Source organism: Roseivirga sp., from assembly GCF_049099775.1.
In the GTDB taxonomy this organism is placed as follows: domain Bacteria; phylum Bacteroidota; class Bacteroidia; order Cytophagales; family Cyclobacteriaceae; genus Roseivirga.
Window position 1 is genome coordinate 1 of record NZ_JAGDZM010000006.1, and the last position, 21,408, is coordinate 21,408.

Here is a 21,408-nt window from a genome sequence, read left to right on the forward strand (position 1 = left end):
CGAATAATGCTTCATCGTTGCTACTTCCAAGGCTATAGGTGATGGTATTATTATCGGTGGCTACACTAGTATAGGAAATACTAACTTCATTTTCACGAAAGGTCATAATAGTAGGAGAAGTGAACACTGGTTTTGTTATATCTTTTACCTCCAGATTAAAACTTTGCTCAGAAGAAATACTATTTTCATCGCTTACTTTCAAAGTAATGCTAAATAAACCTGCCTGGCCAGCTGGATTGCCCGTTAACCTTTGGGGTAACAACTTTGCCTTTCTTATTACGTTTGAACTGAAATCAGTGATAAAAATGGTTCTGTCGGTTGAGAATGAAATATCATAGGGTCTTGAAAAGCTTGCATTATTACCAGTACCATCTCTCTCGGCTTGCAAACCAGAACCCATCAGAGTACTTACCTGAGCATCTTTACCAATTCTTTTGATTTTATTTGACTCATCAGTTACGAAAAGGTTTCCTGAGTTGTCTGAGGTAATTCCATTAAGCCTAATAAATTGAGCATTTGTTCCGACTCCGTTAACATCCCCTGGACTTCCGTTACCAGCAAATGTAGTGACTATACCGTCAGGGGCAATCTTTCTAATTCGTAGATTTGATATGACAAAAATGTTACCATTAGGATCTATTGTCAGGTCTTTTGGGTTTTCAAAACGAGCGTCTGTTCCTTGTCCATCAAGATGCTGACTACTAAACCCTCCGGCTAGAGTGTTTACTACCCCGTTTTTATCTATTTTCCTTATTCGATTATTCCTTAAATCTGCTAAATATAGGTTGCCGTCACCGTCAAAATCCAGTCCAGATGGACCATTAAAGCGGGAAGATAAGCCAGTACCATCCATAAAACCTCCCTGCCCATCACCAGCAAAAGTAGACACTACGCCATTTTTAGTTATTTTTCTTATAACGTTATTATAGAAATCTGAAACAAAGAGGTTTCCATCATGGTCAATTGCTATTCCTGATAGACCATTGAATTCAGCTTCAGAGGCTGGCCCGTCCTTGTAGCCATTATTGCCAGTCCCTGCAAAGTTAGATACATTACCTTCCTTATCCACTTTACGAATACGGTTATTCCAAACGTCCAAGACGTATATGTTTTCTTCTTGATCAATTACAATTCTGCCTATGTTATTAAAGCTGGCCTCTAGACCATTGCCATTAGAACTACCACTTACGCCGGAACCAGCAAAAGTGGAGACATCATATTGTCCACTTTCCGTTAATTTTAACCACGGTAATGGTGTAGTGAGCCACTCTACAGACAACTCATCATCTTCTTGATCATCGACCTCAATAATATATTCATAATCATCGATATTATTCAGGGTTAGGGCTGGTGAAGATTTAAAGATAGGAACCTCATTAATGTTGACGACAGTTAACCTTATTAATTGATTGGCCGTGTTAAGTCCATCACTGGCAATAACTTCTAGGATATAAATATTGTCGGCATTAGCATTGGTAGGCACCTCAAAGTTAGGCGCAATTTTAAAAGTTACTGCCCCTGAGCTAGTACCGATATCAAACAGTGCTTCATCGTTACTACTACCGAGACTGTAAGTAATGGTATTGGCATCCGTAGCCATTGCGGTATAAGCTGCGCCTACTCCGTTTTCTGAATAGTTTTCAGTAAAGCCAGAGGTAAAGATTGGAGGTATAAAATCGGATAGAAGAGTTAGTTCTTCGGAAGTAAGTTCTCGATCATAAATCCTCAAATCATCTATCGAACCTATCCATTGGTTATTAATATCCCAACAACCTGATAAGCAATCCTGATCATTTCCTAAATAGAGCCCATTTTCTTCTATGCTGAGTGAGCCAGATGGCATATTGCCTTGACCATCTATTACACCGTCCACAAAGATAAATGAGTCTCCATTGGTGCCATTCCTAAAAAGATATAAATGGTGCCATTGATTGTCTTTGACATTAGCTGTGCCGAAAATGGGTATTCCTGGTATGTTATGAGTGTTTCTTATGTTTGATGAGATTCTACCATCATCTAGGACTTGGATTACATATTCATTTGGTCGCGTTGAATTAGCTCCAGAAATAATGACTCCACCGTGATCCGTCTTAAACCAAACTGAGATGGACACATCCGATAGTCCATCGATAATAGTCGCGGGTAGTTTGACTAACTCTAAGTGACTACTGAAAGTCAAAGCATTTGAGTTATTAGAGAAACGATCTTGTCCAAAGGCTCCTCCTTGTAGTATTGCATCTTCGGAATTAGAAGATAAGTCTGACAAGTCATTATTGAAGTCATAATTTGCAACTAAACCCTCTTGTCCGATAAGAGCAAAAGCAGACATAAGACTGATAGCCAAGGTAATAAGAGCTCTTTTATTAAAGGATTTATTGTTAATATTCAATCTCATGAATGATTATGTTTTTTATTTGAAAAATAATACTGACAATATTGTGAGAAAAGCTTGCTTAAGCAAGCTTTTTAAGTGTTTCTGGGGTGGGCGGATATCGGTTAAGTGTTAATAGAAGAGCCTATTTCGGTCTAATCGTTTTTTGAAAAACTTTGTCAATCAAGTCATTCACTTCTATAGAAACTTTTATCCAATAACTTAAACCTATTATTAAAACCGTAATAAGGCTAGAACGTATAACGATGTCTAATAGCACCTTATCTAGTTCTGGAAGAAGGTAATTGGCCAATAGGACCACCCCAGCGATACCAAGAAACTTAATTGTCGAGGTTGTAAATGGCTGGATTCTAAATTTCACCCATACATAATAAAATTTGATAAGGTTAAAGCTGAACATAGCGATAAAGGAGGCTACTGCAGCGCCATCTATGCCATATTTAGGTATTAATAATGTGTTTAAAACGATCGTGAGAATCGCGAGTATAGAAACAGAAATAACATTAAACCTATAATATTTAGACATCACAATGATCTCACCATTGGTGCCGAAAATCATATCACTCAACTTTCCTAAAGCGATAAATAGTACCACATTAAATCCATTGATATATTCATCGCCATTGGGCACAAATGAATAGATACTATCTAAATTTGACCAAATGCCAATAAGCAGCAGTGTGCCTATAATCATTTGGTTGATTGAAGTTTGCTGGTAAAGCTTTTTTACCGCAACCATGTCCCCTTTATTAAATGATTGAGAGAGAAGTGAAGAGCTTAGTTGTGCAATTGCGCGCTTGGGCATTTCTATTACCACCCCAATGAAAAAGGCGATGGTATAAATTCCTGTTGCTTCGAGCCCCAAAGAACCACTAACCATAATGCTGTCAATCTGTAGGATTATCTGAGTCCCACCTGCGCCAACAACGGAGTATAACCCGAAATTCATGATCCGTTTCCAAACGCCGTTTTTCAAAAAGCTAAAATCGAATGAAAAAGAGGCTTTCAGCGAAAGCTTTACTTGGATAGCTAAGAAGATTAGAACGACGCCATATACTCCAATTAATGAGTAAATAAGTACCGGGAAGTCTATCACTTCGAATCCATAAAGTAACAGAATGGAAGTCGAAAGAATTCTTAAGCCGACATCTCTTAGGACAGTGGGCGCGACAATTTTCAAATGGCTTCTTGAGAAAGCCTCTAATAGCTGAAAATTGATGATTAAGAAAGTTATTAGAACAGTGACTTGAAAGTAGTCTATAAACAGTTCTGATTCTTTTGAAAAGTAGTCGACAATAGGCGCTCGAAAAACAAGCGAAAGAACGGAAAGAAGGAGGAAACCAATGGAGCCTCCTAGTACTATAGCTGATAAAAAGCTCTTATTCTTTTTAAACTCAGGGAAGAACTTAATCAAACTTTGTGCTAAGCCAACTTGGCCGAACGTAGCAAGTAAATAGGCCGAACTTTGAATTAACCTAAAAAGGCCGACCTGTTCAGTAGAAAGGTAGGTTGGGTAAAGCCAAAGTACATTGATGTAGCCAATTGCAACGCCTAAATAAGCGACAATTGAAGAGCGGATACTTTGCTTAATAACTAATCCCATTTAAGGCCTCTTAGCTTCTATCATGTAGTAACGAGGTGTAAAACGTCTTAATATTGGCCTAATACCAATTTTACTGACTGGTGTATTCCATTTCTCGGTATTCACAATTTCCCATCCTGATTTTTCTAATAACCAATCAAATTGCCAGTCTTCAAACTCATGGAAATGACGATCGTAGGGATCCTTATTATTGTTGTATGCCTTGGCAAACCATAAATCTAAAGGTACGGAGGCAAAAAGCCTCGGTGCTTTTATGGCCTGTAAAATCCCCATGGGGTTAACCAGGTGTTCTAATACCTCAAATATTGTTACAGCGTCATAACCGTCTTTAGCTATAACCTCTGGGTGTAAATCAAAATCCTGACCATGAGCGTGATCAATCTTATAACCATTTTGTGTAAGAAAAGCACTCAAATCATTAGGTGTCCCTAAATCCAATATCTTGGCTGTTTTGGGTAAATTTTTCTCTAAAAATATGAGTGTGTTTTGAAATCTCACACGCTCAGTTTTTGCAATACTTTTCATTTACAGATTTTTATATAAACTGATTAATGATTTTACAGTGGTTTCCCAATTCCAATCACCACCTAATGTAGCCTCTTTCCCATTAGTAATGAACCTGTTGTAAGCCTCTTTATCTTCATACAAGGACTGGACTTTATTTGCAAAATCTCTAACATTACCCGCCTCAAAAATAAGCCCTGATTTTGTCGCTTCCACTATTCGTTTTAAAGGGGGGGCATCACTGACCAAAACTGGTTTCTCGACCATCATTCCTTGAAATAGCTTATGTGGGATAGTGTTGTCGGTGTGGCCATTTCGATTATGTGGGATGAGATTGACATCGGCATGAGCCATGTAAGAGAAAAATTTATGAAATGGTTGATAGCCGTTGATGATCACTCGATCCTTAACACCGTCAGCTTCTGCTAGGCCAGTCAGCCAAATTCGCGAATCTGTTGAGAGTGTACCAGTAATCTCTAATCTCACATGCTCACTTTTAATATGCTTTAAAGCCTTTACGGCCACGTCAACTCCGCGATGCGGCCCAACACCTCCAGTGTAGGCCAAAATAAAATCTTTGTCTTTTCTGTCGTAGATATCTTTTATATGTTCTTGATCAAGGAAATCTTTAGATTCTGTGTTGGTGACTATGGCTATTTTCTTTTCATCAATATCATGTAGTGAAGAAAGTCTCGTTTTCATTTCGTCAACCACGACAACTAAGTGATCGACATGTTTAGATGCCCATTTTTCGTAAGCCATCCACCGATTAAACCCAAAAAATATATTGTTTTTTAAACGAATAATTGGGTTTCTTTTCCATTGGAACCATACTTTGAGCGCTTCAGGGTAGTTCTCGTGCATATCCAATACGGTCTTGACCCCTGGAAACTTATTTGCTACGTCAACAGCAGTTTTAGCGAGAGGCAAATCATGAATATGAAATGCCTTATAATTTTCGCGTTTTTGTAGCTCTTTTAGCTTTTTATAAAACAGTGGTTGGGTGAAACGAATTGCCAATATAATATCCCAAATACCTCTCCAAGCAAAAGACTGAGCAATATGAATTCGATGAACTTTTATTCCATTTATCGTATCTTCCTTTGGTTCACCCTTTCTTCCCAAGCAAAGCAAGTGAATTTCAAAACCAGACTCTATAAGAGATTTGGCTTCTTTACTTACCCGAATATCGTTGGGGTAAGGCTCATGAAGAAGCATGCAAATTTTCTTTCTCATCTTTGAAAGCTGTGCTATTTTAAAGAGTACAAGTTGTTGAGAGTTGTATAAACAGAAGCAAAAAATAGTAGCAGTACTAAGATTGAAAATATTTGCATTACGACAGTACCTGTTTTATAAATCTTCGGTGCAAAGTTAAACTCCACCGTATGCTGGCCTGCTGGTATCTCGAGTGCTCTTAATATATAATTCGCACGGAGCATTTCAACTGGCTCACCGTCTATAGTCACTTCAAAACCGACTGGGTAATGAATTTCTGAAAATATCGCAAGGCCTTTGCCTGAATTGTTAGACTCATACTTCCAGTATCCTGGGTGATATTCCACTAAGTCAATGATGCCATTTTGGCTATAATTAGCATCTAGTCCGCTAAATTTAGATTGGTCAATCACCGCTGTGTTTTTCGTGTCGATTTGTTGTGTTTGCGAAAGCTCGTCATCAGGTGAGTTAACTAAATCGATGTTTTTTACAAACCAAGCGGCTCCATTAGCTTCGGTATTTATGCTTATGCCTTGAGGGCTAGATGGGTTAGCCATTACAAATCTTCCGTTGAGCATATTCACAGTTTCGTAATTACTGAAATTCAGGTTTCCGCTCTGGTAGTCTTGTCTCATTTGAAGCCTTTCATTCTGTAAGTCGGCATCTAAAAGCTCTTGGAACCTTCTGATTCTCGCACCATGATATCCGTTGATAGAATGGTTGAAACGAGAAGCTCTGGCGTCATAGAAAATACCAGGCCCAAGATCGATCACACGATCGCCTAAAGACTTGTTTTGAGTGATATACTGATCTCCAGGTAGCGGCTGCTCACTCTGTGCTGAAGTGTTTTGAAACCTGTTACTATCAATGAACCTGTTGCCAAGTAATACAACGTCTAAGCCTGCGATTAGAATGAAGAGGCTAAAAGCGATACTCTTGGAAAGCTTCTCAATAGCGTACAAATAATAAGCACCAGCGAACAGGGCTATAAAAATGAATGTCCTAAATGTATCTGCCCTAAATGCGCTCTTACGATCTGGTATTATACCGCTTTTCAGCCATTCTGGCCATTGTGGATTGTCGTTTACACCTCTGAAACTAAAAATTCCGGCAAAAACTGTCAGTAAAAGGGCTAGACCTGCAGTGCTCCCCAGCGCTATTAAGAATTTCTTTTTAATTGCTCGATCTAGTTTAGTTTCTAATAGTTTTTCAAGCCCTAACATTCCTAAAAGGGAAATCGCAAAAATTGGAAGGACCATAGTAAATGTCACGGACCTGAATTTGTTATAGCCCGGTAAGTAATCGAAAAAGAAAAAGTTCAAACTCTCCATATTTCGACCATAGCTAAGAATGATCCCTAGTACAGCCACTGCGACTAACCATATGACATATTTTCGTTCTACGAAAAGGATACCTATTACAAAAAGAAACACCATAACAGCACCTGCATAGTAGGTGGTAGGGCTTTCTTTACCCCAATAAAGTGTGCCATTAACAGATGCTAATTGCTGTCTTATTTGGGTTTCATTTGCTCCAGCAGCGCGTAAACCATCAGCTATGTTAGAATCACTATCAAGAGATACGCTTCCCCCCAAAGCGTTCGGTATGAATAAAGTAATTGGGTCCCAAATGCCATTACTGTATAAGAATGCATAGGACTTCGAAAGTCCATCTTCGTTTTTCTCTTGGTCGACTTGTTGTGTTAGCTCTGACTTACCTCGATTAGAGTACTTTCCATACTCGTAAGTAGCATAGAATTCCCCAAAGTAAGTACCAATGGCCAGTATAGCCGCTACGACAAGTAGGGCAGCTCTTTGCAGGAAATGTTTTAGTTCTCCCTCTCGGAAATGATAAATAAGTTGAATTATACCATAAATAACGATGACAAAAACGAGGTAGTAAGTCATCTGAATATGATTCACGCGAAGTTGCATGGCTAGCGCAAGAGCAGTCAAACTACCTCCCAGCCATTTGTATTTAGTAAAGCACAGGTGCATTGCACCTATTACTAAAGGCATAAATGAAACTGCTGAAATACGGGCGTTGTGACCTGCCGTAAACCCTATAAGGTGATAGGATGAGCAACCAAAGGCGATAGCGCCGATAATGGCTAAATACGGCCTTACTTTAAAGCAAAGGAGCATTATATAGAAGCTTAGCATAGTGGCAAAAAGAATTCTTGCCGGGTGAGGTAAGCCTAAAGTGTATACGGCGTGTGCAAATTTTATCAGTTGGTTTCCCCATTTTACACTGATCATATAAGCTGGCATACCGCCGAAAATAGAGTTAGTCCAAAGGCCTTCTTCGCCAGTAGCCTCTCGGTGATCTAAAATCTCAGTAGCACTGGCCTTCCATTGTTCAATGTCGCCTTGATAAAGACTTTGTCCATCGAAGAAAGCGGGCTTGAAAAAGAGCAACGTAAGGGCAAGGAAAATAGTAATTGCAACAAGGTGTGGAAGTACGTCTTTCTTGAAATTGATCTTTCTCATTTTGTATCCTTTGAGTTATTGATGGCAATATCTAGATAAGGCTTGTAATTAGAAAGGTTTTGCTAGTCAAATCAGTGCTTTCCTACTTTTAATGACCGATTTTTTGGCTAATTTTACAGCCCAAATTACAGGCAGATATGTTCGAAAGTTTAAGTGGAAAGTTAGATAGAGCCTTTAAAACCCTAAAAGGGCAAGGAAAGATTACCGAGATCAACGTGGCAACAACGGTCAAAGAGATCAGAAGGGCTTTAATTGATGCTGATGTAAACTTCAAGGTTGCAAAAGATGTAACTGACCGTATTAAAGCAGAGGCACTCGGCAGAGATGTTTTAATCTCTGTATCACCTGGTCAGTTACTTACTAAAATTGTAAGTGAAGAGCTTACCCAAATGATGGGTGGTTCTAAGGTAGACATGGATGTAAAAGGTGACCCTGCGGTTATCCTTATTTCTGGTTTACAAGGATCTGGTAAAACTACCTTTTCTGGAAAACTGGCCAGAATGTTAAAATCTCAAGGTCGCCAAGTAATGCTTACGGCCTGCGATATCTATCGACCAGCTGCAATTGATCAGCTAAGAGTATTAGGCGAGCAAATTGAGGTTGACGTTTATGCTGAGCCTGAGAATAAGAATGCTATTGAGATTGCCAATAATGCGATAAAGCACGCAAAGGCTACCGGAAAGAAAATTGTCATTGTCGATACAGCGGGTCGTTTAGCTGTAGATGAGGTAATGATGCAAGAAATTGAAGCCTTGAAAGCGGCAGTAAATCCATCAGAGACATTGTTCGTGGTGGATTCAATGACTGGTCAAGATGCTGTGAATACTGCAAAAACCTTCAATGAACGCCTTAACTTCGATGGTGTTGTGCTCACCAAGTTAGATGGTGATTCTCGAGGTGGTGCGGCCCTTTCCATCAGAACAGTTGTAGAGAAGCCAATCAAATACATCTCTACAGGAGAAAAGATGGAAGCCATTGATGTTTTCCACCCTGATCGTATGGCCAACCGAATTCTCGGTATGGGCGATGTTGTTTCACTTGTTGAGAAAGCCCAGCAGTCTTTCGATGAAGAAGAGGCTAAGAAACTAAACAAGAAAATCCGTCAGAATAAATTCGATTTTGATGATTTCTTATCTCAGCTTGAGCAAATCAAGAAGATGGGTAACCTGAAAGACTTAATGGGTATGATCCCCGGAATGGGTAAAGCTTTAAAAGGCATTGATATTGACGATGATTCCTTCAAGCCAATTGAGGCAATTATTAAATCCATGACAAAGGACGAAAGAGCCAACCCAGATATCCTTAATGGCAGTAGAAGAAAACGTATTGCAACAGGATCTGGTACTTCTATTCAGCAGGTGAATAATCTGATGAAGCAGTTTGCTGATATGCGTAAAATGATGAAAGCCATGAATAAAATGGGAGGTAAGCGCGCCATGTCAGGGTTGGCTAACATGGCTGGAAAAAGGTAATAAATTACCTTCTAGCCCTTTTCTTCTTTTTAGAATTCTGAAACGATTCGTATTTCACCCATGCTAATTGATTTTCGTAATCTTTAGTCTGGAAGGTGAGTTTATAACGTTGACGTTTGTCATCGAATGATCTTATTTCTTGGGATTCCATTATGGCACCTGTATCAGCTTTTTTGCTCACCTCATATGAGATATCTAGCTCTTTTCTGATCCACTTCAAAGTGTATGCATCAAGCTTTTCGTTAATCTGATATTTACCGTCCTTCTTTGTAACGACCTTCTCAGATTTTAAAAGGCTCTTATTGTGATAATCGTCAATTGAAATTTTTGCACTGCCATACTTCCTGATAAATTCATTGGTACGATCTTCTTTTAAATAAGCTTGAATTTTCACTAAAAGACTATCGATAAAATAAAGGTTGACTTCGTTGATAAAGTAAGCCTCCGCTAAATAATCGATTCTGTCGAGCCTATAAATATTAAAGTCTTCTGTATAGAATTCGCCAAAGTGCTTAAAGACCCTGTGGTCGATATCTGCCACGTTGATGTTTAATGAAAGAGAGGCAAGTTCAAACTTGTACGCTGGCATATCAGAATCAAAATCAGCGACTTTCTCTACTGGTGGTGGAGGAACGAATTCTTCCTTTTCTTCAATAGGTTCAGGTCGTGAACACGCGCTTATCAAAATTAAAAGCGATAATAGGCCGAATTGTAGGTTGGATTTCAAGATCAACTAAATTTTTCGTTAATCTATTGAAATGATTTTAGAGAAACAAATTTCTGGCTACAGGAGCCTGATTTTCTCTTTAAGTTCTGAGTATTGTAATTCTGAAATATTACAGAATGTCTCATCTAAAATCGCTCCATGTGGGTTATGGTTGATCAGGTGACTTTCCCATACATGGTCGTAGAACCAATCGGGTTCGTCACCCCATCGTTGCTCCATTTTTCTTCTTTTAATGAACTCGTTCTTCGTAATTGAAAGTGCGATTTTCATTGCCGATTGCTTGAGTATTTCCTTATCGGATAAGGCAAAAATTCCCTCAAGAAGGATGTATTGGTACGATTTCTTGTGGCCGTGTAAGTCATTTTTCAACCTGAACCAATCTATAGTCTCGCGTTTTTCCCAATCTATTCTGTCTTTAATCTTGGGTAATTTGTCGAGCGGGAGAATATAGTTATCCTGATGTATGACAATTGATGCTGGAAGTTCGCTAGCAAGTCTTTCGGCCAAACTCGATTTTCCTGACCTACTCACGCCTGCTATTAGGATTAACCTATTCATATTTAAACATAAAAAAAGCCAGACGGAAGATCTGGCTTTTTTTTGGAATAAGATTTTTTATCTATACATCACTGCATCTACAGCGTCAATTGTTCTTTTCACATTTGGTAAAATCGCATCAATTAGTGTTGGTGCATATGGAAGTGGTAAATCCAAACTATTTACTCGTTTTACCGGAGCATCCAAATAATCAAATGCGTCTTTCTGAACATTAAAGGCAATATCTGTTGAGATTGAAGCCAAAGGCCATGCCTCTTCTACAATTACAAGTCTGTTTGTTTTCTTAACAGATTCAATAATTGTTTTGTAGTCGATTGGTCTTACTGATCGTAAATCAATTACTTCAGCATTGATTCCATTTTTAGCTAATTCAATTGCCGCCTCGTCTACAATCTTCATCATTTTACCGAATGAAAGTAAAGTAACGTCAGAGCCTTCTTTCACTATGTGTGCCTGGCCAATTGGAAGTAAATATTCACCCTCAGGCACTTCTCCTTTGTCAGAATACATTAATTCTGACTCCATAAAAATTACCGGATCATTATCTCTAATAGAAGATTTCAATAGTCCTTTCGCGTCATATGGATTTGAAGGAACAACAACTTTCAACCCTGGTGTATTCGCAAACCAATTCTCGAAGTTCTGAGAATGTTGTGAACTTAACATACCAGCATTACCAGTAGGGCCTCTAAAAACAATTGGCACTTGAAATTGCCCACCTGACATTGACATCATCTTTGCCGCAGAGTTGATCACTTGGTCAATGGCAACAAGCGAGAAGTTGAATGTCATGAATTCTATCAGTGGTCTTAGGCCATTCATAGCTGCACCAACTCCTATGCCAGCAAACCCAAGTTCAGCAATAGGAGTGTCTATCACGCGTTCTGCGCCAAACTCATCGAGCATGCCTTGACTAACCTTGTAGGCACCATTGTACTCTGCAACTTCTTCACCCATGAGAAAGATTTTATCATCTCTTCTCATCTCTTCTGACATAGCTTCTCTAAGTGCTTCTCTGAACTGTATGACTCTCATGAAATTGTTATGTTAAGGGCCGTAAAAATAAACATTCAACTGTCAATTAGCAAGACAGAATAGGTCATTAAATGAGGTAATAAAAAAGCCCCTTCGATCAATCGAAGGGGCTTTTCAAAATTGTGTTTTTACCGTAGATTACTTCATCAAGTTGATGAAAGCATCAGTTCCAGAATAAGCTCTGAACTCAAGGTCAGTAACCGCTTTTGTCTTCAATGAAGCGTCAGCATTTACAGCGTTTCTTAAGTGCTCAATAAGCTTGTTCTCGTTGTCTTGTCTTGCAGCGGCAATTGCAGCAGCATAGTGCGCCAATACATAACCTCTGTCTTTAGATATTACGCTTTCTAAAGTAGTTTGCGCATTTCTAAAGTCTTTTCTCAATAACTGAACTAGACCTTTGTTGAATTGATCAACAGATGAAGAAGAAGCTCTGTTTAAAGAAGCAATTGCTAAGTCATAACGACCTACCATAATTTCGACTGATCCTTTAGCACCGTTCACGCCTTGTCTTACATCATTACCAGGGTTCATTCCAGCGGCTTTAGTAAGTGCGGCATGTGCTCCCCAAAGGTTGCCTTGCATTGCTAGTACCATTCCTAAGTTTGCTTGTGCTTCAGCGTTAGCATTCTTTTGATTAGAAATGTTGAAGTGGTTAGTTGCCGTAGTCAACATATTTCTTTGAGACCTTCCGCTAGCACTCATTGCCATTTGCATAGTAACAGCTCCTAAGTTGTTGTGGATAATCCAAGTGTCATCTTTCTTAGCTGCAGCTTCGTAAATTGATTTTTTCTCTTCGAGAGAAGGATTGTTTGCTGCGGCATAAGCTAACTCATCAACAGTAAGACTGTTAGGAGAACTTAATGCAAGTGAAGCAATTTCAGCTTTAGATTTTTTAGGCTTAACAGTTAAAACCTCAGTGGTAGCAGTTCTTAACATAGGATAAACTTCCTTGAAAACCTGCTTGTAAGTACTAAGCTTTTGAAGCTCCTTTTCTTTTTGTTCGAAAGAACCAGAACCATTGATGATGCTATTCCATTCTGATTTCTGACTTGATGAAATGCCATCGTAGCTTGCAAGCATTGCTTTTAAACCACTCCAGTCTTGCACAACAGGCTTGATGATAAACCTAATGTTGCTAGCCATTCCTTGGTAGTCATATTTGTCCATTTGCTCTCTGTACCATGCTTCAATAGCATCTGCTCTTTCTTGAGCTAATTCAGAGTTAATAGTTTCTTTTCCTTCAGGAGAGTGAGAACCTACAATTGTAACAGTTCTTGTAATATTTTTCTCAGCTATAAACGCTGCGAATTGTGCTCCTCTGTCACTTGATTGCTCAGTTGCTCTGAAAACAGACTTACCTTGATCGAAAAAGAACTCTACGTTAGTAGGAATTAATTCTTCTTGGTCATTGTAACCGTGGTTAGCGTAAGATGCATAGTAAGAAGGTTGTACTAATTTTGATGTAGTAATTAGACCTTCAGCAATCGCCAATCTGTCAGTTTCTAAATAGTTTCCAGATTTAGGGTTGATAGCGCGACCTTGGATCTCAATATTACCTCTTTCCATTCCTTTTCTGTAAGGGAAGACGTAAGACTCACTCACTTTTGGTTGCTCAGTATCAGAATTAGGATAATCAGTTGCTTTGAATTCAATTTTCTTCAAAGCTCTTTCTTGAGTACCATATCTGTAGAAAGAATTCAGTTGATAAACTTTCTTTGGTTTCAGCATTTTAAGCGGAAGGTTGGCTGTCATGTCAAAGCGCACTGTATCAGCGTGAACTTCAAGAGGACTAGGCGTAACTACCAGTTCCTGATTTTTTGCTGCTTTTTTCATTTGACTCAAAGCACACCCTGAAAATGAGAGTATTCCGATGAGTAGAACAGGAAAAATAATTTTAGCAGTTTGGGTTTTCATAAGAATTTGGATTGTTTTTGTCTGTTTAAACAGGCTGCAAGTTTAAGAATTTTTTAGTAGATTCCGATTCTGCGATTGATATTTTGTTTATAAATTCGCAATAAATTAAACGTAAATGGAGAGAATCCAGCAATTTTTTGAAAATCAGGCATTTGGCGTCTGTACTAAGCTAGGTGAGAAGCTCAATTTTTCCACCTCTAGTATCCGCCTTTTCTTTATTTACGCGTCGTTCCTGACTTTTGGATCTCCAGTGATAATTTATTTGTCTTTGGCGTGGGTGATTAATTTCCGTAAACACCTTCGTAGAAGAAGAAATCCAGTGTGGTATAATTAAGTCTCTTTTCTAAGTTGACTGTATTTTTTTCGACCTGAAACAAAATAGGATATGATTATCCATCCTTTTAGCCTAGGGATTTTCGGGTGGTTTTTTAAGGCTTCTCGCTTCTTGAAGGTTTTGCTGAAATGAATTAACGTATGAATATGAGCCTTCAAAATAGCTAATCCGTGCTGAGGGCCACTTTCTATTGAAAATTTAATCAGAGCCACCCAATCTAAAAAAATCCGTAACGGTAATTTCCAAATTAACTTCAATCCATCTTCATTTTTTATGAGCAGGCTCAAACCATTTCGAAAATTGAGGTAAGTCTTTTTGGGTTTCGACTTATCAAGCGTTCCACCACCAACGTGATAAACTGTGCTTTTCGGAACAACCATGATTCTATAGTGCGACCTCCAAATGCGCCAGCAAAGGTCTATTTCCTCCATATGCGCAAAGAAGTCAACATCGAGACCTCCTAAATCAAGATAAGTTTTGCGATCGACGAACAGGCAACTCCCTGAGGCCCAGAAAACTTCTCCTGCCTCATCATATTGGCCATTATCCTTCTCTATCGTTTGAAAAATACGCCCTCGGCAAAGTGGGTAGCCTAGGTCGTCGATATAACCCCCAGATGCACCTGCGTATTCAAAATATTCTTTTGCTTTCTGATCTAGAATTTTAGGTTGGGCGGCTTTAATATCTTCACTGCTCTCCAATTGCTCTAAAACTGGGTTTATCCAATTAGGAGTAACTTCTACGTCAGTATTTAAAAGCACTACATATTCTGAATCGAGTAGGCCTAAGGCTTTATTGTAGCCACCGCTAAAACCGTGATTTTCTTTGAATTTAATGAGTTGAACATCAGGGTAACTACTTTCTATAAATGCTACAGAATCATCAGTAGAACCGTTATCTACAACCACTACTTGATAGGGCTTGCTGTATTGCGTAACAGAAGGTAGGAAGTTTTTTAAATGGTGCTGACCATTAAAATTGAGTAGAACAACAGAAAGTTTTTCCATTAGAACATATTCCCAAAGTCCATTCCTGGAATATTAGGGAGAATTCCTTCAGTGCTATTTTTTATTTCTTCTTTGGCCTTAATATCTACTTTTTCAAGGGCATTGTTTATGGCTGCCACGGTAAGGTCTTGCACCATTTCTCTGTCTTCTTTTACCAAAAGACTTTCATCAATATCTACAGAAATGACTTGTTTTTTTCCATTTACGGTAGCCTTGACCATTCCGCCACCAGCTTCGCCAGTATCTTGAATGAACTCTAGTCTTTCTTGGGCTTCTTTCATCTTGGCCTGCATCTCTTTGACCTTGCCCATCATTTTCATCATGTCAAACATGCTCCTGAAATTTTTGCCAAATCTATCGAATTAAAATAAAAGTTCCTGTTTTTGAGATAGGTACGTTATCGGCGTTTTTAAACGAGATTCTGTAGGTATATGTTCCGATTGGCGCTGGTTTGCCATCATAAGTGCCCTGCCAGCCTGCATTTGGGTTGTTTGATCTAAAAACTATTGTGCCCCATCTATTATAAATAGTCATGTCAAAAGAGACAAAAATGCCTTCTCCTACACTAAAAGTATCGTTTACACCATCAGCATTAGGGCTAAAAGCAGATGGTACCCTTATTAGACCGGAAACAGTAATGCAAGTTTCAGGGCTTGTTTCAGAGATATTTCCACACGCATCAACATATCGGATCGCATAGCATGCCTGTGCAATGCCCGTTGGTACAGCAGAATCTGTGAATGTATTATTGGTAGAAGTACCAATTTGTTCAAATACACCAGCTTGATTTCTTCTGAGAATCTGATAACTATTAGCAGGAAACAAAGGTGATTGGAAATTTAACACTATCCCCAAACCGCTGAGATCAGCATCGGGAGGTGGAATCGGTGGGAGCTCTAAGTTTTCGCCTTCGAAAGGAATTAGTCTGATACTTCTTGAGAGTTTGCCATTAAAAATGTGCTCTAGAAATAGCTCTTCAAAGTCGACACAGCTATTAAATGAGACGGTAAAGTTATTTGAGTTTGTCGGCGTATTGAAGGTTTGATCGAAAATGCCGCCAATGAAATAATCTAGTGCATTGAACCCTATTGATGATATTTCCCAAACTAGTCCTACTTCAATTCCATTGTTAAAAGCACTCAAATCAGAATTGAACGCGATACTTGATATTGGTTCTGCAAAAACGGATGCTGAGCCACAATTATCAGTGGCTTCAATTCTGAAACGATAGGACTCGTTTCGAAAATCTAAAGAGACATCTCGGATAAGAAAGCCATTAGGGTTTGCCTGAGTGGGGAGTGGTTGGAAAAACTCAAAGCCGTTTCCTCGGTCAATCTCTAAGTTATAGACTAAGAGTTCATTAAGCGGTTGATAATAGATGTTCGCCTCAATGTCATTTTCTATGATTAGACTATCTATGGTTGGTTCAGGAATTCTGTCAAAAGTTATAATCTCTTCTCTTCGGATTAAATCGCAAGAAGCATTGTCTCCTGTAACAAGTTGTCCTTCGATGGTTATAGGGTATGTTCCTGATTGAGGGTAGGTGTGCGTAAAGATGTTGCTGCCTGTTTTTTGATATTGCATGGTGGTTCCATCACCAAAATCGATATCGTAGTAGTCAAAAAAGTCGCCAGAGAAGTCAAAAACAAACAAAGCTTCATTGTTGCTGCAAGTAGAAATGCCTACGAAAGGAGCTCTGTCTTCGAAAACAGTCACTTTTATATAATCGACGCGTGGCGTGGGGATAGTGCCAATTGTTTGAACTATGTAATAGACACCCGGAGTATTAAAAGTGAATTGTGTGTCGGCAGTTGCTGCTACATCCACGCAGGCCGACGGGTTTTGGTTTATATTTTCTGAGCAGTCGTTTGGGTCCAACGTGTTTTCGTAATAATACAGCACGGGTTCAGTCGTAACAGCAAATAGTAATTCTGGCCTGACTGTAAAAGGGGCACATCCGGCTGTATGAGCAAGTTGAAAATCACCATTTACGCCCACCTGCTGTGCATTTGCCTTATTATTTCCTAAAAGGCAAATAAAACTCAATAGTAAGCTGAGCTTAAGAATAAGTATTTGGGAAGATGTTTGATTCAAATTAGACATGACACTTCGTGTCATAAACGGTGCTTTTTGCCGAAACTTATTCAAAAATAGTAATTCTGGCGGTTTGGCTAGCGAACAACACTTGAATCAATCCTTTAGTTTAGAGATCAAACTGTCTAAATCAAGTGCATCTTGTTCACCATTAATCATGTTACGCAGTGTATAAACTCCGGTTTCAATTTCTCTAGATCCAACCATAATTACATACGGGATGCTCTTTTTGTCGGCATAAGTCATCTGCTTTTTCAGTTTAGTCGATTCAGGAAAAATTTCGCTAGAGATATTTGACTTTCGCAACTGCCCTAAAATTTGGACGGCCTTATTTTCAGACGCTTTATCGAAATTTGTGATGAGTACCTTGGTCGCTTGCGCCTGGTTGTCTGGGAACAATTCTAATTCTTCGAGCGTATCATAAATTCTGTCAATACCGAAAGAAATACCAACTCCTGAAACGCCGGACATGCCAAAAACGCCTGTAAGATTGTCGTACCGCCCACCCGCAGTGATCGTTCCCATGTTTATGGAAGTTGGTTTTACTTCATAGATCATGCCTGTATAGTAGGATAGACCACGCGCTAGTGTAAAATCTACTTTAATATTGTTGCCCTTAGCTCCTAAGTTTTTAAAATGAGCAAGCGTTTCTTCTACTTCAGAAATGCCTTCTAGTCCAACTGCTGAATCATTAAAATAAGAGCTTAATTTCTCTATTAGCTGAGCATTATTGCCATTGAGGGCAAGCACCTCTTTTAGTTTATCAGTGGATTGATTGTTGAGCCCTACCTTTTCGAGTTCTTCGACTACTCTCTCTAAACCAATCTTGTCCAGTTTATCTAAAATGGTACAAAAAACAGAGAATTGATCAGAAGCCCCACATATTTCCGCAATTCCCTCTAATATTTTTCTACTGCTAAGAGAGACTTGATAATCAGAGAAGTTTAATTGCTCAAAAACCTCTTCAACAATTGATAAAAGTTCTGCTTCGCAAATTAATGAGTCAGTACCTACTACATCAGCGTCACACTGATAAAACTCCTGATATCTACCTTTTTGTGGACGATCTCCCCGCCAAACAGGTTGGATTTGATAACGTTTAAACGGAAATGCGATGTCATTTCTATTCATGACTACGTACCTCGCAAATGGCACAGTTAAGTCATACTTCAAACCTTTTTTAGTGATTTTTGGTAAAATGGATTTTGATCCATTTTTTAAGTCATCCTCAGTAGTACTACTCAAGAAATCTCCAGAATTCAAGATTCTGAATAAAAGCTGATCACCTTCATCGCCATATTTACCAGTCAATACACTTAAGTTTTCCATAGCAGGAGTTTCCAAAGGCATAAAGCCATACTTCTTGAATACATGTTTAATCGCATTCAGAATGTAATCTCTTCTGTACATCTGCACTGGACCGAAATCTCTAGTGCCTTTGGGTAGTGAAGGTTTTTGCGCCATCTGCTTTTATTTTGGTCAAAACTACTAAATCAAGACGTGAATCAGTAGGGGATAATGCTACTTAGAAAATAATTATTGAGAATTAATGAAAAGAAAGTTCCATAAAAGCAAAGTAACTCTTATCTTTGCCGCTCATTTTAGGAAAAGCCTTCATCATGGGAGTTACAAGATTAAAGAGAAAAGCACGAAGAAATAAGCAAACTGCTGCGAAGAGAAATAATTCAATTAAGCAATTGACTGCTGTACCTGTTATCAAAAATATTGATAGAGATGCACTTATAGCGTCTTTTCCTAAAGCAGAAGCACCAAAGGCTAAAGCTGAAAAAAAGGCTGATAAAGTAGAAGAGCCGAAAGCTGAAGTAAAAAAAGAAGCCAAGCCAAAAAAAGCTAAGGCACCAAAGGAAGAAGTAAAAGCTGAAGAGACGACTGAAGCTGCAGAATAATTATTCTTCGCTTAAAAAATTAAGAGGACTCTGATCAATCAGAGTCCTCTTTTTAGTTTCTACCCCGCTTACCTAGCTCAATTACTTCTAGCTCAACAATTTTTCCGTTTTCAATACCGAACCTTAAAAGCGTACGCATTCGGTGAAACCCATGATGACCCGCTGCTCCAGGGTTCATGTAAAGCATCTTGTTTAGGTTATGATCGGGCACTATTTTTAGAATATGACTGTGGCCGCATACAAAAAGGTTTGGCATTTCGTTCTGCAACTTCGGTAAAATAGTTTTGGCATATTTAGGCGGTGTACCTCCTATATGAATCATAAAAACTTTAAGCCCTTCAATTGTAAATGATTGAATCTCCGGTGCTCTAGTCCTAATCGTATGATCGTCTATATTCCCGTAAACTGCCCGTACAGGCTTATATGATTCTAATTGATCTAGCACAAATGGGTCGCCAATATCGCCTGCATGCCAAATCTCATCGCAATCTTTAAAAAAGGTCTTCACACGGTCGTCAAGGAAGCTGTGTGTATCTGAAATAAGGCCGATTCTGATCATTTTTTAGTTTCTCAATTTGGGAATTCTTTTCAAATATTGGATTTATTTGGCGGTTCAATACTGTAATTAATATTCTGAACCCCTTTTTAAGCTCAATAGATAGGTGTTTTTCTGATTTTGAGTCAAATGGGTATTTATGGTAAGTTTTTTGGCATAGGTAAGAAAAATTAAAAACATAACGACATGCGTAACTACTTAATCATTTTAATGCTGGGAATTTTTTCAATGTCTTCCTATGCACAAACTCAAGACGATCCATGGTGGGTAAATATTGAGCTCACAAATAACAAATTTAGCTACCGATTCTGGGAAGGGCTATACGACTTCGGTCAATTAGACAATGCTGGATTCAGAGTAGGAGTAGATAGATACATTTCTAAAAGCTTCGATGCTGAATTTGGTTTTTCTCATGGTAAGTTACAATACGAGAATATTTTTAAAAGTTCTCTGACTGATATCGATTTAAGACTAATCTATAAGTTGACTAATGGATATATTTTTAAAGAAGATTCTAAAATTTCACCTTTTGTATTTGCCGGGTTAGGCCTTAACTGGTTCAATAACATTGAAGGTTTCTTTGAGCAATTCGAAGAAGGAACTCACGCGACTATTCCGATGGGAGCAGGTGTTGAATTCAAAGTAACAGAAGGAGCTAGCATTACTACAAAAGCTGCTTTCAATAATAGTGTTCAGGATGCCCCAAGCTATATGCAATATTCTTTAGGCGTTTCTTTCTCTTTAGGTAGAAAAAAGGATTCTGATGGAGATGGTATTTATGATAAAGAAGATGCTTGTCCGAATCAAGCTGGTCCTGCTGAAAACAAAGGTTGCCCTTGGCCTGATTCTGATGGAGATGGTGTACTTGATAAAGATGATGCGTGCCCAACAGAAGCGGGAACTTTAAACGGATGCCCTGATACAGATGGTGACGGAATAAAAGATAGTGAAGATAAATGTCCGACAGTAGCTGGTGTTGCCGCATTTGGTGGATGTCCTGACACTGATGGTGATGGAGTTCAAGATTCAGAAGATGAATGTCCTAATGTTGCTGGTACGCTAAACGGATGTCCTGATAATGACGGAGACGGCGTGAAGAACAGCGATGATAGATGTCCTAATGTAGCTGGTACATTAAACGGTTGTCCTGATGCAGATGGTGATGGAATCAGAGATCAAGATGATACTTGTCCTCAAGTTGCAGGTATTGCTGCTAACAAAGGTTGCCCTGAAGTAAAAGAAGAAGTAAAGAAAGCGTTAGAATTAGCGGTAAAGAATATTCAATTCAATAGTGGTAGCGATGTCTTAAAGACAAGTTCTTATGCTTCTTTAAACCAAGTAGCTGAATTGATGAAAGAAGATACTTCTTTCAACTTAGAGCTAAGCGGTTATACAGATAACACTGGTAGAGTTGAAAGTAACTTAGAATTATCTAAGCGAAGAGCAAATGCTGTAAAAGCTTATTTAGAAGGACAAAGCATAGCGGCTAATAGGCTTAGTGCTGATGGCTACGGAATTGCTAATCCAGTAGCTGATAATGCAACTAGAGAAGGTAGAGCAGCCAACAGAAGAGTAGAATTAAAAATAGTATTCGAGTAATT

The 21,408-nt window shown here is 38.8% G+C and carries 17 protein-coding genes and 1 pseudogene; 4 read left to right on the top strand and 14 right to left on the bottom strand.

Annotated features, from left to right (window positions below; genetic code table 11):
- The 5 genes from JXQ92_RS10495 to JXQ92_RS10515 all read right to left on the bottom strand — a co-directional run.
- On the bottom strand, positions 1-2,395 hold a 2,395-nt coding region (locus JXQ92_RS10495; protein WP_421986574.1), incomplete at its 3' end, for a LamG-like jellyroll fold domain-containing protein.
- 121 nt (positions 2,396-2,516) lie between these two features.
- Positions 2,517-3,995 (bottom strand): polysaccharide biosynthesis C-terminal domain-containing protein, encoded by a 1,479-nt coding sequence (locus JXQ92_RS10500; RefSeq protein ID WP_421986575.1) that lies wholly within the window; start codon positions 3,993-3,995, stop codon positions 2,517-2,519.
- On the bottom strand, positions 3,996-4,520 hold the full coding sequence (locus JXQ92_RS10505) for a methyltransferase domain-containing protein (RefSeq protein ID WP_421986576.1): 525 nt from the start codon (positions 4,518-4,520) through the stop codon (positions 3,996-3,998). It lies immediately after the preceding gene.
- Complete coding sequence (locus JXQ92_RS10510) at positions 4,521-5,735, bottom strand: glycosyltransferase (protein WP_421986577.1); 1,215 nt, start codon at positions 5,733-5,735, stop codon at positions 4,521-4,523.
- Between the two features lie 14 nt (positions 5,736-5,749).
- A complete protein-coding gene (locus JXQ92_RS10515; protein ID WP_421986578.1) occupies positions 5,750-8,203 on the bottom strand; it encodes a YfhO family protein in 2,454 nt (817 codons plus the stop codon).
- Positions 8,204-8,340: 137 nt separating this feature from the next.
- Between JXQ92_RS10515 and ffh the strand changes: the two genes are divergently transcribed.
- Entirely contained in the window at positions 8,341-9,675 is a 1,335-nt protein-coding gene (ffh, locus tag JXQ92_RS10520) for a signal recognition particle protein (protein ID WP_421986579.1), read from the top strand.
- Positions 9,676-9,679: 4 nt separating this feature from the next.
- Here the strand turns inward: ffh and JXQ92_RS10525 are convergent, their stop codons facing one another.
- The 4 genes from JXQ92_RS10525 to JXQ92_RS10540 all read right to left on the bottom strand — a co-directional run bounded on the left by JXQ92_RS10525 (position 9,680) and on the right by JXQ92_RS10540 (position 13,909).
- A complete protein-coding gene (locus tag JXQ92_RS10525; protein ID WP_421986580.1) occupies positions 9,680-10,402 on the bottom strand; it encodes a hypothetical protein in 723 nt (240 codons plus the stop codon).
- 57 nt (positions 10,403-10,459) lie between these two features.
- Positions 10,460-10,960 carry a hypothetical protein gene (locus JXQ92_RS10530; RefSeq protein WP_421986581.1) on the bottom strand — a complete coding sequence of 167 codons (501 nt, stop codon included), beginning with the start codon at positions 10,958-10,960 and terminating at the stop codon, positions 10,460-10,462.
- A 57-nt stretch (positions 10,961-11,017) separates the two neighbouring features.
- Positions 11,018-11,995 carry a pyruvate dehydrogenase complex E1 component subunit beta gene (locus JXQ92_RS10535; RefSeq protein ID WP_421986582.1) on the bottom strand — a complete coding sequence of 326 codons (978 nt, stop codon included), beginning with the start codon at positions 11,993-11,995 and terminating at the stop codon, positions 11,018-11,020.
- A gap of 138 nt (positions 11,996-12,133) precedes the next feature.
- A complete protein-coding gene (locus JXQ92_RS10540) occupies positions 12,134-13,909 on the bottom strand; it encodes a hypothetical protein (protein ID WP_421986583.1) in 1,776 nt (591 codons plus the stop codon).
- A 115-nt stretch (positions 13,910-14,024) separates the two neighbouring features.
- Between JXQ92_RS10540 and JXQ92_RS10545 the strand changes: the two genes are divergently transcribed.
- On the top strand, positions 14,025-14,243 hold the full coding sequence (locus JXQ92_RS10545) for a PspC domain-containing protein (protein ID WP_421986584.1): 219 nt from the start codon (positions 14,025-14,027) through the stop codon (positions 14,241-14,243).
- Here the strand turns inward: JXQ92_RS10545 and JXQ92_RS10550 are convergent.
- From JXQ92_RS10550 to hisS, 4 genes and pseudogenes are all read right to left on the bottom strand, one after another.
- Positions 14,240-15,250, bottom strand: coding sequence for a glycosyltransferase family 2 protein (locus JXQ92_RS10550; protein WP_421986585.1), 1,011 nt, complete (start codon positions 15,248-15,250; stop codon positions 14,240-14,242). The two genes, JXQ92_RS10545 and JXQ92_RS10550, sit on opposite strands and share 4 nt — an antisense overlap.
- A pseudogene (locus JXQ92_RS10555) lies at positions 15,250-15,591 on the bottom strand (YbaB/EbfC family nucleoid-associated protein); the annotation flags it as partial. The pseudogene JXQ92_RS10555 and the gene JXQ92_RS10550, both read right to left, overlap by 1 nt.
- 13 nt (positions 15,592-15,604) lie before the next feature.
- Entirely contained in the window at positions 15,605-17,368 is a 1,764-nt protein-coding gene (locus JXQ92_RS10560) for a gliding motility-associated C-terminal domain-containing protein (protein ID WP_421986586.1), read from the bottom strand.
- 72 nt (positions 17,369-17,440) lie between these two features.
- Positions 17,441-18,808: a histidine--tRNA ligase gene (gene hisS, locus JXQ92_RS10565; protein ID WP_421986587.1), complete on the bottom strand. Its 1,368-nt coding sequence runs from the start codon at positions 18,806-18,808 to the stop codon at positions 17,441-17,443.
- A 155-nt stretch (positions 18,809-18,963) separates the two neighbouring features.
- Here hisS and JXQ92_RS10570 point away from each other — a divergent pair, with 155 nt between their 5' ends.
- Positions 18,964-19,251, top strand: a complete 288-nt coding sequence (locus JXQ92_RS10570; RefSeq protein ID WP_421986588.1) for a hypothetical protein — start codon at positions 18,964-18,966, stop codon at positions 19,249-19,251.
- Positions 19,252-19,303: 52 nt separating this feature from the next.
- On the opposite strand, the gene JXQ92_RS10575 is transcribed toward JXQ92_RS10570, so the two are convergent.
- Entirely contained in the window at positions 19,304-19,810 is a 507-nt protein-coding gene (locus tag JXQ92_RS10575) for a metallophosphoesterase family protein (RefSeq protein ID WP_421986589.1), read from the bottom strand.
- 183 nt (positions 19,811-19,993) lie between these two features.
- Between JXQ92_RS10575 and JXQ92_RS10580 the strand changes: the two genes are divergently transcribed.
- Positions 19,994-21,406, top strand: coding sequence for a thrombospondin type 3 repeat-containing protein (locus JXQ92_RS10580; RefSeq protein WP_421986590.1), 1,413 nt, complete (start codon positions 19,994-19,996; stop codon positions 21,404-21,406).
- The last annotated feature ends 2 nt before the right edge of the window (positions 21,407-21,408 follow it).

Bases quoted from the DNA above. Each gene is read 5' to 3' on its own strand.
- JXQ92_RS10500 (WP_421986575.1), bottom strand. From the start codon at position 3,995: ATGGGATTAGTTATTAAGCAAAGTATCCGCTCTTCAATTGTCGCTTAT.
- JXQ92_RS10505 (WP_421986576.1), bottom strand. From the start codon at position 4,520: ATGAAAAGTATTGCAAAAACTGAGCGTGTGAGATTTCAAAACACACTC.
- JXQ92_RS10510 (WP_421986577.1), bottom strand. From the start codon at position 5,735: ATGAGAAAGAAAATTTGCATGCTTCTTCATGAGCCTTACCCCAACGAT.
- JXQ92_RS10515 (WP_421986578.1), bottom strand. From the start codon at position 8,203: ATGAGAAAGATCAATTTCAAGAAAGACGTACTTCCACACCTTGTTGCA.
- ffh (WP_421986579.1), top strand. From the start codon at position 8,341: ATGTTCGAAAGTTTAAGTGGAAAGTTAGATAGAGCCTTTAAAACCCTA.
- JXQ92_RS10530 (WP_421986581.1), bottom strand. From the start codon at position 10,960: ATGAATAGGTTAATCCTAATAGCAGGCGTGAGTAGGTCAGGAAAATCG.
- JXQ92_RS10535 (WP_421986582.1), bottom strand. From the start codon at position 11,995: ATGAGAGTCATACAGTTCAGAGAAGCACTTAGAGAAGCTATGTCAGAA.
- JXQ92_RS10540 (WP_421986583.1), bottom strand. From the start codon at position 13,909: ATGAAAACCCAAACTGCTAAAATTATTTTTCCTGTTCTACTCATCGGA.
- JXQ92_RS10545 (WP_421986584.1), top strand. From the start codon at position 14,025: ATGGAGAGAATCCAGCAATTTTTTGAAAATCAGGCATTTGGCGTCTGT.
- JXQ92_RS10550 (WP_421986585.1), bottom strand. From the start codon at position 15,250: ATGGAAAAACTTTCTGTTGTTCTACTCAATTTTAATGGTCAGCACCAT.
- JXQ92_RS10560 (WP_421986586.1), bottom strand. From the start codon at position 17,368: ATGACACGAAGTGTCATGTCTAATTTGAATCAAACATCTTCCCAAATA.
- hisS (WP_421986587.1), bottom strand. From the start codon at position 18,808: ATGGCGCAAAAACCTTCACTACCCAAAGGCACTAGAGATTTCGGTCCA.
- JXQ92_RS10570 (WP_421986588.1), top strand. From the start codon at position 18,964: ATGGGAGTTACAAGATTAAAGAGAAAAGCACGAAGAAATAAGCAAACT.
- JXQ92_RS10575 (WP_421986589.1), bottom strand. From the start codon at position 19,810: ATGATCAGAATCGGCCTTATTTCAGATACACACAGCTTCCTTGACGAC.
- JXQ92_RS10580 (WP_421986590.1), top strand. From the start codon at position 19,994: ATGCGTAACTACTTAATCATTTTAATGCTGGGAATTTTTTCAATGTCT.